This is a genomic window from Thainema salinarum CENA647, from assembly GCF_057732415.1.
Window position 1 is genome coordinate 1,388,879 of sequence record NZ_JBYJZJ010000022.1, and the last position, 12,841, is coordinate 1,401,719.

General features: G+C 51.5%; 12 protein-coding genes. 7 read left to right on the plus strand and 5 right to left on the minus strand.

All coding sequences use genetic code 11. From position 1 onward, the window contains the following. Window positions 1-111: 111 nt before the first annotated feature. A complete protein-coding gene (locus AC286M_RS12890) occupies window positions 112-1,320 on the minus strand; it encodes a DUF445 domain-containing protein (protein WP_488204783.1) in 1,209 nt (402 codons plus the stop codon). 218 nt (window positions 1,321-1,538) lie between these two features. Next, complete coding sequence (locus tag AC286M_RS12895) at window positions 1,539-2,033, minus strand: redox protein (RefSeq protein WP_488204784.1); 495 nt, start codon at window positions 2,031-2,033, stop codon at window positions 1,539-1,541. A 136-nt stretch (window positions 2,034-2,169) separates the two neighbouring features. On the opposite strand from AC286M_RS12895, the gene AC286M_RS12900 reads away from it, so the two are divergent. Next, entirely contained in the window at window positions 2,170-3,051 is an 882-nt protein-coding gene (locus AC286M_RS12900) for a LysR family transcriptional regulator (RefSeq protein WP_488204785.1), read from the plus strand. Window positions 3,052-3,067: 16 nt separating this feature from the next. Here the strand turns inward: AC286M_RS12900 and AC286M_RS12905 are convergent, their stop codons facing one another. Next, on the minus strand, window positions 3,068-3,349 hold the full coding sequence (locus AC286M_RS12905) for a hypothetical protein (protein WP_488204786.1): 282 nt from the start codon (window positions 3,347-3,349) through the stop codon (window positions 3,068-3,070). A 1,171-nt stretch (window positions 3,350-4,520) separates the two neighbouring features. On the opposite strand from AC286M_RS12905, the gene AC286M_RS12910 reads away from it, so the two are divergent. Then, window positions 4,521-4,922 (plus strand): GFA family protein, encoded by a 402-nt coding sequence (locus AC286M_RS12910; protein ID WP_488204787.1) that lies wholly within the window; start codon window positions 4,521-4,523, stop codon window positions 4,920-4,922. On the opposite strand, the gene AC286M_RS12915 is transcribed toward AC286M_RS12910, so the two are convergent. Continuing rightward, entirely contained in the window at window positions 4,884-5,093 is a 210-nt protein-coding gene (locus AC286M_RS12915; RefSeq protein ID WP_488208884.1) for a hypothetical protein, read from the minus strand. The two genes, AC286M_RS12910 and AC286M_RS12915, sit on opposite strands and share 39 nt — an antisense overlap. Before the next feature lie 106 nt (window positions 5,094-5,199). Here AC286M_RS12915 and AC286M_RS12920 point away from each other — a divergent pair, with 106 nt between their 5' ends. Further along, window positions 5,200-7,380, plus strand: a complete 2,181-nt coding sequence (locus AC286M_RS12920; protein ID WP_488204788.1) for a PAS domain S-box protein — start codon at window positions 5,200-5,202, stop codon at window positions 7,378-7,380. A gap of 19 nt (window positions 7,381-7,399) precedes the next feature. Further along, window positions 7,400-8,563 (plus strand): hypothetical protein, encoded by a 1,164-nt coding sequence (locus tag AC286M_RS12925; RefSeq protein ID WP_488204789.1) that lies wholly within the window; start codon window positions 7,400-7,402, stop codon window positions 8,561-8,563. A 113-nt stretch (window positions 8,564-8,676) separates the two neighbouring features. On the opposite strand, the gene AC286M_RS12930 is transcribed toward AC286M_RS12925, so the two are convergent. Then, window positions 8,677-9,363, minus strand: a complete 687-nt coding sequence (locus tag AC286M_RS12930) for a DUF1997 domain-containing protein (RefSeq protein ID WP_488204790.1) — start codon at window positions 9,361-9,363, stop codon at window positions 8,677-8,679. A gap of 621 nt (window positions 9,364-9,984) precedes the next feature. Here AC286M_RS12930 and AC286M_RS12935 point away from each other — a divergent pair. The 3 genes from AC286M_RS12935 to AC286M_RS12945 all read left to right on the plus strand — a co-directional run bounded on the left by AC286M_RS12935 (window position 9,985) and on the right by AC286M_RS12945 (window position 12,837). After that, the gene (locus AC286M_RS12935; RefSeq protein WP_488204791.1) at window positions 9,985-10,641 is read left to right on the plus strand and encodes an SDR family oxidoreductase; all 657 of its coding nucleotides are present in this window, start codon (window positions 9,985-9,987) and stop codon (window positions 10,639-10,641) included. A 304-nt stretch (window positions 10,642-10,945) separates the two neighbouring features. Continuing rightward, complete coding sequence (locus AC286M_RS12940) at window positions 10,946-11,353, plus strand: hypothetical protein (protein ID WP_488204792.1); 408 nt, start codon at window positions 10,946-10,948, stop codon at window positions 11,351-11,353. Between the two features lie 254 nt (window positions 11,354-11,607). After that, a complete protein-coding gene (locus AC286M_RS12945) occupies window positions 11,608-12,837 on the plus strand; it encodes a cache domain-containing protein (protein WP_488204793.1) in 1,230 nt (409 codons plus the stop codon). Window positions 12,838-12,841: the final 4 nt, after the last annotated feature.

A 12,841-nucleotide genomic window follows, 5' to 3' on the forward strand; every position in this document is an offset into this window, starting at 1 on the left:
AACCGTTTGCGAAGCAAACGGTTCACAAACAATAAATTGGGCTCTTATGTAAAGACTTGATACAACCGATCAAAAAGGGGCGCATCGCGCCCCTTTTTAGTTGGAGATCACCTAGGACTGAAGGATCAGCCAAACTGCTTGAAATCCACCGATGATAAAACCGAGTACACCCCCCAGGTTCACAATGGCCTGTAGTTCGTTTTTCACGATTGTCTGAACAGCCACTTCTAAATCTTTAGGTGAGGTTGATTTCACCCGGTCAATGATCACCTGGTCGATATTCAAAATGGGAATGGCTTTGGCGACGATATTTTCCAGATCTCGTTCTAGATATCGCTCTAGTACCAGCGCTAGTTCTTGACTAACCGGATCGAGGGAGCTGTTCACCACTTCAGACTGCTGGAGACTGTTGACCACTAGGGCAGCCATATTTTCCCAATCAATTGATTCACCAAGGCTTTGCAGCACATCCGATCCGCGATCGCGGATATAGGCCCTGACCGTTTCTCTCACCGTTTTCCGGAGCTGGCGCACGGTAGAAACCGGCAGGGATTGCAGGGTGAAGTTTTGCAGCCATTCCTTCAGCCGATCTTTGACGCCCAGGGATTGAATTAATTCAGCAATCCGGGCGTTGCTCTCTTCCCGGTCGTCTAAACAGAACGTGCGTAGACGGGTCAGGGCATTTCGCAGGCCGAATAGATTGGCAACAACCCAGTAGGTGCCGCTGGTGCGTTCACGGAACCCTTCGTCAATGGTTTGAATATTGCGATCGGTCAGGAAATCAACAATAGCCTGCCGAATCGTGTCCGGTGGCAGCACCACCTGCAAAATCCAGATGGAGAGCTGATCGGCTTGACGATCGCTGAGCTGAAATTCCAGCAAAACCTGATCGAACAGCTGATTGAGCTGATCTTCAAGAAAATCGCTGCGACGGGCCAGCACCTTCAGCAGACGCGGCAGAGATTCGCCAAAGAAATCGCGCAGAATATTGGCAATCACCTGCACCGTGCGATCTTTGGAACTGGTTTGGATCTGCTCGCGCACCAGTTGCAGCAGCCAGTAAATGGCGGCCTGCATCCGCTCGGTTTGCAGCAGCCGCCGCGCCAGTCGCTGTAGCTCCTCTGGCGTGAGCAGCGAACCCATAATCGTGTCGGCAACCCGCTGCGCTAAGCGTTCTTGGTTGCTGGGAATTAAGCCAGGGGTGAAGGGTAATCGTCTACCCGCAATGTAAATCGGGCGATAGGGTCGAAACAGCATCTTGAGGGCGATGTCATTGGTGAAATAGCCAATTACACCACCAATCACAGGGGGACCTACCAATAACCAAAGGTTCGGAACAGCCAACGTTGAATACCTACATGCGGCACAGTGGAGCGGTTTAGATCCTAGCGAAAAACTCCCGCTATCAGGGCAGAAACTTTACAGCTATTTTTGAGTCCACCGTTTGTTGGCACAATTGTGCCGAGATTTTGGATTTGGAGATACCGATTTTGGATTTTGGGTTTTGGATTTTAGATTTTGAGCGGCAATGCGTAAGTTTATGCGGCTCGGTAAGTGCGATCGCACTGATGAAAATAAACGTGATTCCAGGGCTGATAAGCGTTTAACACGTCTTGCAGGCGGGGGATGTCGCCGCTGTTGTAGACGCGGAATTCGCTGGCGACGGTGGCGCGTTGGGTGCGGACGGCCTGATTCAGCACCAGGGAGCCATTGGGATCAGACACGGAGCGATGGAACGTTCCTGGTGGAATTCTTAAAATATCCTGATTGGCATCCAGTCGCACAATATGCACGGGCTGCTCCCAGGCCAAATTGACTAGGCAGAAGGTGCGACCACCGCTGAGGGCAAGCAGATTGTCTTCCTGATTGGGATGCAGGTAAAACTGCCAATGGCCTATTTCTGAGTTGTTGGGGCTGGTGGCTGGGCCGTCGTGAAAAACTAGATCGCGGGCGTTGGAGCTGGAAATCGTGATATCAAAAAAGCGAACGTTGGGCGTATCGCGGAATTTTTCAAAGGGTATTAACTCGTACATGATTGGATTGGCCGCCTTGTTAAATGTAAATAAAAGTCAAGAATTTCACGGGTAGCTACACGCTAACCTGGCGGTTTCTCGAAGATCAAAACTCTTGGCGGTTCACATCTATGCAGAAAGCGAATAGATAGCCTAGATGAACATTTTTCACCTGCGGATTCTTTTGGCGGTTGTCAATTGCGGCAGCTTTTCCCTGGCGGCTCAGACGCTGGATCTGTCCCAGTCAGCCGTCAGTCGTGCGATCGCAGCTTTGGAAGACGAGTTAGGTGTGGCGCTGCTGTCACGGGGCCGATTTGGCGCACGTCCTACACCGATTGGTGAGCGGGTGATTGCCCATGCGGAGCAGATTGTGCAACTGCGGGACAGCATGGAGCATGAGGTGAATCGTGAGAAGGGTCTGCACGGTGGGCGGGTGCGGATTGCCTCGATTCGCAGCGTTGCCACCCATATCCTGCCGCAGAAAATTGCTCAGTTTTGTCATCGGTTTCCCACCGTAGAAGTGGAAATCGTGGAAAACGATCCGGCAGGGATTGAGCAAGCGCTGCGGGAAGGCCAGGTCGATATTGGCCTCGTGCCCCTGCCGCGATCGGACGAGTTTGATAGCTGGGAAATTGTACGCGATGAATATGTGGCGCTACTGTCAGAAGCCGCTGGTCCCGTCCCCGACCTGCTGACCTGGCAGGCTTTGGCGATGCACTCGTTTATCTTGCTCAACTATGCCGAATGCACCTCTGCCGTGCGCGAACACTGGGCTAGGTGGAATCAACCGCTGACCGTGGCCTACACGATTAAGGAAGATTCCACCATTGTCAGCATGGTCGCTCAGGGACTGGGAGCTGCCATCTTGCCTCGTTTGGCTGCATTACCGATTCCCGACGGGGTGCAAGTGCGATCGCTACCTGTACCACTCGAACGCGTCATCGGTGCTGTCACACTGTCTGATACACTGCTCTCGCCCGCTGTCTTCATGTTCCTGGACTTGCTGCGCGGACATGGGATGTTTCGGCAAGCATCATGAGAAGAGGTGAGGGCAATCAGCTCAGATAGCGAGTCAGGATGCTGAGCTGATCCTCGGGGTGACGGGGCAGGAGCCGCACCACGTCGCCTGCACTGGGGCAGGGAATCGGCTGGCTCCATTCGTTGGCTTCGGCAAAGCCGCGTCGATGCAGGTTTTTGACGGTGATGATGATGTCGGGGCGGGTGCCGAGCAGGATAACCCGCAGGGGATGGCGACTGTCGCGCGGTGAAACGCTGGGATGGGTCGCAGCAGGCTGTGGCGCTGCATGGGGTGCAGCACCGAGGATGAAATATGTCATTGTTTTCTCCTGTTTTTGACTTTCGAGAGGAAAGCCAAAAATCTAGCCCCCCCGCGATTTGAAGCGCAAAGCAGGGGGGCTACAGGAGGGTTATAATCTCCTGAGCCCTGCGTTGCCTATGCCAACGTTGGGGTTAGCGGCTCAGAGTTGGCGCAAACAATTCTGGGTCGCGTTGACTAGATTTTTGGTATCCGGTTGCCGAGTGCAGGTGATGTTTGCATGGCAACTTAACGTTTCACAGTACGAGATTTGGCCTGCGGAGTCAATCTAGGTTCACTGACAGAAATACTAGGTCAGTGCAATCGCACTTTTTCCAAATATCAGCCTCACCTCAGATTTAAACAGAAAAGGCGTTACATTCCATCAATGCACTCTGCAAAATTTGCAATCGCGCTGAGACGGCTGCATGGAGTGAATACATATTGAGAGATACTAAATAAGCTCTAAACAGCATGAGTTTGGAATTGTGGGGTGGTTATACTGAATTTTTCAGCTTAATCGCCCAATGAGGAATCTTATACAGAAAGATTCAGTCTAATAATTGTTAGACCGATATTTATGTGTAGGAGTTAGAGCAAAGTAAAATCCCTTTATTGTATTTTGCCGACGTAGGTGGGAAATATATGACTATCTACTGAATCTTTAAGTCTATGTCTCCTCTTTACCTAAAAATAATGGTTGGTGTGGCTAGATATCTTACTTACCCACAACGTGTTTACCATGCAGTGAGAAGTTCCCAAAATCCTAAAATTAGGATGCTTTCTCCTTTGGTAATTCCTATAGTCCTGTTAGTCTCTTTGCCAGCGTTTGTGGTTATGACTATCACGATGTTTTGGGAACAAAGCGGATCACTGCGACAGCAAGCATCTGATTCAAGCCGAACTTCAACTGATATTGACGAGGATGCTCAAAGTTCAGATTCTCATAACGATAAAGAGTCAGAGTAATTTTACTTACTAGAGATTCATGACAAATATTGAAGATACTCAAGTCCTAGACTGTCCCCGAACTTGAGAGAACATATTGATCATAAGCGATTGGAGAGAACGTTCTAACAATCTCGTTGCACGCCAACCGTACCAAGGAACGTGGTTGAGAACGAAAGGCTACTAGCGGCGGGTGAACGGGGGCGTTATGTGTAATTTGCCCACAGGCTGTAGAAGGGGTTTTGATGACTGATTATTTCGGTTCTTGCCTGTGTGGCACTGTGAGGTTTGAGGTACAAGGCGACTTCGATAGCTTTTACCTGTGTCATTGCCAGCATTGCCAAAAGGACACAGGTTCTGCTCATGCGGCAAATCTATTTTCACAGTCAGCTAAATTGATCTGGCAGTCGGGTCCCGATGCTGTGACTTCCTTTACGCTTCCGGGCACTCGTCACAATAAAAGTTTTTGTAAGTTGTGTGGTTCAGCATTGCCAAGCACTCAGATCGCAGGTTTGCTCGTCGTTCCCGCAGGGTGTTTGGACACTAAGATCTCTATGTTACCAACAGCGCACATTTTCACATCTAGCAAAGCTGCCTGGGATGGAGAGTTAGGGGAAGTGCCAAAGTTCGAGGGTCTGCCAGAGTGAGCTACCATCACAGAACCAGTGGCTGTTGGCGGACGCACCTACGCTGCGCTCCGGTACGCCGCAAAGCCAAGCGTTCTGCGGTGCAGCCGCGCGATCGCAATTCAATGCACAGATACATTCCCATTGCGAACCATGCCAGTTATAGCACCGCAAGTGAGATCGCAGTCTCATGAGCAAGTGCGATCTCACTTGCATCCGCAGGGCTCTATAACTTTGACGAGAGCAAAGAGACGGATTGAGACATAATAAGTGATGCAGTAATCATCTGTGGCTGGCTGTGAGAACCCGTGCCCAAGCCTTACTCCACTTATTCCAAGCGCGTCTATCGCGGCGGATTGTGCTGTGGGTATTTGCCAGCATTGTCGTGATTGAAGCCATCATTCTCATTCCCTCCGTTTATCGGAGAGAGCGAGAGTTACTGGACTATCTAGAAGAACTCTCAACCGCCGAAGCCTCTGGGATTCTCAGCCAAAGTGAACCCGCGCTATCCGGGGTCGAACTGCTAGAACGACTCCAGCAACTTGAGCAGATGCCCAACGTCAAAGGGGGCGCACTGTATGAAGCCGATGGCGATTTAGTCGGCACCTTTCTCGAACCGCCCCAGCTATCCATTCAGGATATTGTGCAGAATGGCCGCACGAATTATCTGAATCGGGCCGATCGCCGTTACGATTCTGTGTGGGAAATGTCGCCGCTGGACGGACGATACATTCTGGTCGTTCGCCACGATGCCTCCGGCGTGCGGCGGGAAGTCTATCTGTTTATTGCCCGGATTGCGGGACTGGTGCTGATCATCTCGCTGTTTGTGACGATGGCGACGCTGATTGTGCTAGAGCCGATGCTGATTACGCCGATTCTGCTGCTGCGCCAGGATTTGCTGCGGGCAGGGCAGGCGGCACGACAGAATCACCCTACGCCGGAGTTCAACTCACTGCGGTTTCGGCGTCAGGATGAGCTGGGCGACATGATTGCCGCCTTTGAGCAGATGTATCAGCAGGTGACAGATGCGATCGCAGAACGGGATCGGGCTGAAGCCAGCCTGCGGGCATCGGAAGAGAAGTTTTCTAAAGCCTTTCGCTCCAGTCCCAACCCGATCATCATCAGCACCTTAGAAGCCGGGAAAATCATCGAAGTGAATCAGAGTTTTCTGGCCCTGTACGGGGCAGAACGCGAAGACGTGATTGGTCAAATGTCCTGGGCGCTTAATTTGTGGGTGAATCATCAAGATCGAATTGAGATGGTGCGGCAGGTTCAGGCCGAGGGCATGGTGTTTAATCAGGAATATCAGTTTTGCGATCGCAACCATCAGCTCCACACTGTTTTATTTTCGGCAGAGCGGATCACAATTAATCAGCAGGACTGTATTCTCTCGGTCGTGAATGACATCACCGAGCGCAAGCAAATGGAGGAAGCGCTGCGCGGTAGCGAAATGCGGTTCCGTGCCCTGGTTGAACAGGCTGCCGATGCCTTTTTTGTGGTGACGCAGGCGGGAAAAATTGCCGACGTGAATCAGCAAGCCTGCCAAAATCTGGGGTACTCCCGCGAGGAACTGCTGCACATGTTCGTTACCGACGTGCAGCAGGAAATTACGCTGGCGGAATTTGGGCAGCTTTGGCAGCGACTTCAACCGGGAGTGCCAATTACACTAACGGGCACCCATCGGCGTCGGGACGGTTCCGTTTTTCCGGTGGAAGTGCGGGCAGGTCGATTTGCCGCCTGTGGCGAGTCGTTTATCTTAGCGCTGGCCAGGGACATCACCGAGCGCAAGCAGACCGAGCAGGCACTGGAGCGACTGGCCGAAATTGGCGAACTGGCGGCCATGATCGTGCATGAAGTCCGCAATCCGCTGACCACCGTGTGGATGGGGCTGAACTCGTTTAAGTCGTTGGACTTGTCGCCGCGATTTCAAGCGCGTCTGGAACTGGCGCTAGAGGAATCAGAACGGCTCCAGCGGTTGCTGAATGAAATTTTGCTCTATGCCAAACAGCAGCAGTTGGAGTATCAGCGACTGGAACTGAATCAGTTTTTGGAAGAAATTCTCATGCCGCTGCGGGAAATGCCTGCTGCGGTTGAACGACTCATTCAGCTCATTCCGTCTGATCAGCCCGCCTGGGTAGAGTGCGATCGCGATAAGCTGCATCAGGTGTTTATTAACATTATTAGCAACGCCTGCGAAGCCGTTGCGCCTCAAACTTGCGTCACTTGTACCGTCAGCCTTAACACCGCTAAGCAGCAGATTTATGTCGATGTGTTCAACGCGGGTCAACCGATTCCAGCCGAGACGCTGGCCCAGTTGACCAAACCATTTTTCACCACCAAATCCTCCGGCAACGGTTTGGGCTTGGCCATTACTAAACGAATCATTGAGGCTCACAACGGCATGCTGACGATTCAGTCATCAGATGCGCTTGGCGGGACGCAGGTAACGGTAAGATTGCCGCTGAAGCCCAATTTTTAGCGATAAATTCGGTACGTCTATGTCATTTCGCCAGCCCCTTTCCGATGACGAATTGTATCAGTACTTTTTGGCCCAGGAAGCGGAATTTAATGCTGCAAAGCTGGCCTTTTTGGATCGAGGCATTGAACAATCACCCTACCGCACTGCCGTTGATGCTTACAGCAATCGGCTTCGGTCGCGATCTCAGATTCCGACTCGTCAAGATGTGCGATCGCAACCCTATCCGCAGATCAATGTGCGGCCTGTGATTGAGCCGGAGGGCTTAGATTTCCTCCATCCCGATGTCAAACAGGCTTGTTTATGCCTGGGGATGGCGGTATCAGAAGCGGAACCCATCCGCACCCAGTGGTTTGGGCGGCAAGCGCTGAGCAACGTGGAGTTTTGGAGTACGACCAAAATTGTGCCGCTGCTGAATCTGATTATGCGCGCCAATCGCCTGTTGCCGACTACGCCGATTGATCAGCTCCAAATTCGCGATCGCGGCAGCGCGAGCAGCTATCAGTTTTCTCAACTGGCCGATGACGTTGTCACCTATGCCGCCACTATCGGCAGTTCCAACGCCATCTCTGCGGGCCTGAAGCGCTTCAACACGCCGCTGAGTCTCCAGCAGTGGCTGCGGGAGCTGACGGGTAATCACCAGCTCATGTTTCAGGGCCGCTATGGGGAACCGCCGTTTTTTCAGCAGCCGGAACTGGTCAATCCCGTGACCAATCGAGTTGTGTTGACAACACCGAATGTGGAGCATCGCGGCAACAACGCAATTTCTGCCTACGACCTGACGCGGCTAATGACGATGCTGGGCTGGCACTGGCATCTGGCCGCCACCAGTCGCCTACCGGGAGCGCAGTGGCATAGTCTCTCCAGCCTAGTCACGCCGCTGGGTCGAGATCCGGCTCGCTATGTAGATCTGGCCTTCAAACAATTGGGCGTTGAACCTGTCCGTCCAGTTATCCTGTCCAAGCTGGGCTTTGGCCGTAGCCAAATCCGCGATCGCACTGAACTCAGCTACACGGCCTTTGTTCAATTTGGCTTGCCCGTCTCCGGTACGGCGCACAGCTTCAGCTTCACGCTGCTGGTGGCCCAAGCCCTTAGCGATCCCGATGAAGAAGCCCGCCGTGCCGATGCCCGCATGGCAACGGAGGTCACGCGCCTGATTGATAGAGTGCTGGATCAGCGAATTTAATGCTGGGTTAGGGGCAAATGGCCATTTGCCCCTACATAACGTTTATCCTGGCCCAATTAAAACGAAAGCGGACAGCAGTGCTGTCCGCTTTCGTTTTGTAAAATTGAGTGCTGCTAGCGTTTCTTAGCTGACTTCGGTAGAGGAAGACCCCGAGTGGAGTGAAAATCTTCCTGGACTTTGTAGGTCAGACGGCGGGAAACCTGACGGACAACCTGATTCAGCAGCTTGTCGCCCGTCGACTGAATCAGCGACATCGGCAGTGCCCGGATAAAGCGGGGGAATTTGATGTAGACCTTGAGATCTAAATCCCACTCGACATGGGTGGTAATCTCAATGCCCGTACTGGGTTCTGGTGTGCCCTCCTTGAGCTGTAGCGCAGCCTGGAAGTCAACGTCGTATCCAGGTGGTTCATAACCGGGAACGGGAATAGTTTGAATCCGATACACTCCTTCGTCTTGAGGGAGTAAGTGTAGACCAACTTTGGGTTCGACCTCGTAGCCAAATGAGCCGTAGCGACCAATGGTGATTGCATAGCCATTAGTTGCGATCGCATCTACGGTCATCGGATGAGCGCAGCGGTGGAACCATTCCTGATGAACGTCGAGATATTTGGCGACGGTGTCAGGATCGGCGTTCATTTCCATGCTGCCAATGTAGCTGCCGTGGAACTGAATCGGATCGGATGCAACCTGAGTCGAGACCTCTTGCTGATTGACCTGACCTGCATCGATAACACCTGCATCGGGAAAAAATACAGCGTCGGCAGTATTTACTGAGCGGGGATTGAAGGACGATTGCATAGAACTTTTGATAACGGGAGTTCTGATTGTGGTCTGATTGGTGGAAAACGATAGCGTACAGAGAACAGGAAAATCAGAGTGAGATAAAAATCGACGAGCAGCTAAGCTGTTGAAGTCGAAGTTACTAGGTTAGCAGGAACGGCTGTGTAGCTGCACAGCTAGAGTGTCACTCTGATAATCAGCATATCCTGAGTCTATAGAAGGCATCTACAGCTAATTCACGGAAAGACCACCTCAAATCTAATTGCGTGACTGCTAATTCATTCAGTTTCATCCCGTATATTCCAGGATTCTTGTAGATTTGTAACATTATGCTGAAGACTGGGGCAAATCGTTTCTTCTTGATAACAAACCATGTCTACAGCAGGTGCATCACTGGCTACAGTTCGCTATCTTGCACCTCAGCTTATATAACGTGCGAATAAGACTCAGTACTCTGTAAATTAAGTTTTGATGGTTGATGTGCTGCGCTCCGCGCAGCACATCAACCATCAAAACCCATTAAAAACAAGTTGACAGACTACTCAAAAGGGTGACTTGGCCGCTGCATTGCAGTGGCCAAGTCACCCCTTTGGGTTTTGGTGCAAGATGTGAGTAGAAAAAGTTGTGGGAGTAATCGAGATGAAAGTACTAGTCGCAGGGGCAACAGGTCAAACAGGCCAACGTGTTGTAGAACTGCTGGTCGAGCACAATATCCCCGTGCGGGCACTGGTTCGTAATTTAGAAAAAGGTCAGCGGCTCTTACCAGCGGCGGCGGAACTGGTCGTCGGTGATGTTCTAAAACCGGAAACATTAGAGGCTGCGATCGCAGATTGCACGGCCATCATCTGTGCGACGGGTGCAGCGCCTAGTTTTGATCTCACTGGCCCCTACAAAGTCGATTTTGTTGGCACTAAGCATTTAGTTGATGCGGCAAAAGCGAAAAATATCCAGCCGTTTATCCTTGTGTCGTCGCTGTGCGTCTCCAAGTTCTTCCATCCGCTGAATCTGTTTGGTCTGATTTTGGTTTGGAAAAAGCAGGCCGAAGAATATTTGGGGCGGAGTGGTTTAACCTACACGATTGTGCGTCCCGGTGGATTGAAAGAGGAAGATAACGCCGATCCGATTCTGATGTCTTCGGCAGACACGCTGTTTGAGGGCAGTATTCCCCGTGCCAAAGTGGCTCAAGTTGCCGTTCAGGCGTTGCTCCATGAAACCGCTAACAACAAAATTGTCGAGATCGTCGCCAGCCCCACCGCACCCCAGCACGACATTCCAGAACTCTTTGCCAGCGTCTGATAGGAAATCCGCTTGAGAACCCACTGGTTATTTTTCGTGAAATGTTTGCTTGGCAGACATTTCACGAAAAATAAACTCGAAAAGCTAATATTGCCGTCGCATCGCGGCGGCAATATTAGCTTTTTTAAGCAGGATGTGAACATACATACAAGTTAGGAATGCCGTACCTTTCAATTCAGCACGCGTCTCCTATGCTAAGAAAAGGAGTATGGCATCCGGCATCCGGATTCCGTACGCAATGCGCGATCGCATCTTTCAACTTCAAATCGCGTACTCGATTGGATCGTAAGGAGTCTGCCCCACCGTGAACCCCAATAACTTTCGCAATGTGCAGTTCAATTTTTCTGGCCTTGGCTGTTGGATCGCTCTGTTTGCGATCATCTGGCTGCTGGGTTCCGTGGGGCTAGGTTGGCTGGTCAAGTCGTTTTTTGTGCTACTGGCCTTCATTATTCTGGCTCCTGTTTTCGCGTTCCTGGGCTTGCAGTGGTGGCTGCGCCGCAATTTAGTGGAAGACAACTGCCCCGTTTGCGACTATAGCCTCACAACGATTAATAATGCTCAGTTTCGCTGCCCAAGCTGCGGCGAACCCCTCAAAGCCGAATCGGGCGAAGTTCACCGCCTCACGCCACCGGGCACAATTGACGTAGAGGTTGAAACGGTAGATGTCCAAACCATTGATGTCGAACCACCTCAGATCGAAGAAGGCAAGTAACAACTTTCTTTAAGAGGGATAGGTTGCTGCCGCATCGCGGCAGCAACCTATCCCTTTTGGGTTTCAAAGTGAGATCGCAGATTGGTAGATTGAGTGATGAGCAGCCTGATCGAATTCGAGACCGTCCCAGAGACATACATTAATATAGTGATTGCACCAATAACGGTTGGAGAGTGACGATGAGCATTCTTTTGGGTAGTGCGATCGCGACTTTTTCTCTAAATTTGCTCCACAGTGCGCCTTGTGAGAACTAGATGGCGGAAGAAAAGCCTATACGGACTCGATTCTTAAGCACACTTCTTAAGCGGGTTCCGTCTGCTCATCAGTATCCCTATCCCACACTGTTGGGTGGGCGAATGTTTTCGCTCAGGTGGTATCTTATTCTGCTGGTGGCAGGAACATTGCTACCCATCGTATTGTTTGCCGTTATTGTCGTCTATCAACTAGCCAATCAGGAACAGGACGCCTCAGAACGACGAATGCTGCAAGCTGCTCGCACCCTGTCTTCGACGGTTGAGCGCGAACTTTCAAGCACCACTCATACCCTTCAGGCACTCGCAGCCTCTGAACAGCTTTACCAAGGCAATCTAAAAGGATTCTATGACGAGGTGAGGCGAGTCACCCAGACAGAACCAACTTGGTTGACTGTGATTCTGCTATCACCCGATGGGCAACAGCTCATGAACAGCAGACAACCTCTGGGTAAGCCTTTACCTTCCGTGAATGAGCCAGCCAGCCTGCAGCGACTGATTGAGACGAGACAACCCACAGTCGGCGATCTGGCCCGTGGGCAAATTGGACAAAATCTGGCTTTTCCGGTGCGGGTGCCCGTGGTACATGAAGGCGAGTTGCAGTATGTTCTGACAGCTGCGATCGCACCTCAAGCTCTCGCTGATGTCGTGGATGAGCAGAACCCAGTCGATGGCGAATGGACGCGCACAATTGTCGATGGTCAAGGCATCGTTGTTGCTCGCACTCGCGATCCGGAACGCTTTGTCGGTCAGCGTGGCACACCATCGTTTCTGGAAAATATTGGCAAAACAACCGAGGGAATCTTTCGAAATAAGACACTAGATGGGGTAAAAGTGTATGTCGCCTTCTGCCGAGTGCGCGATCTACCTTGGACAGTTGCCGTCACCGTACCCGTTGATGTGATTCAGCAACCCACTCAAAAGGCAATGGGCCTAGTGATTGGGTCTGGTTTGGCCCTCCTTCTGGTCAGCGGCATTGGAGCTTTGATTCTCTCCCGCCAGATTTCTCGCAGCATCACCTCAGCAGCTCTAGCGGCGGAAGCATTGGCTAGAGGTGAACATCCGCAGGTCAGTAACTCCTCGATTCGAGAAATCGTTGTATTAGGACAGTCGCTGGAATTTGCCGCTAATTTGCTATCACAGCGAGAACAAGAACGAACTGAAAACTTAATGCAGGCGGAAGCGGCCAGAGAGGAAGCTGAATCGGCTAATCGCGTAAAAGATGAATTGTAATTGC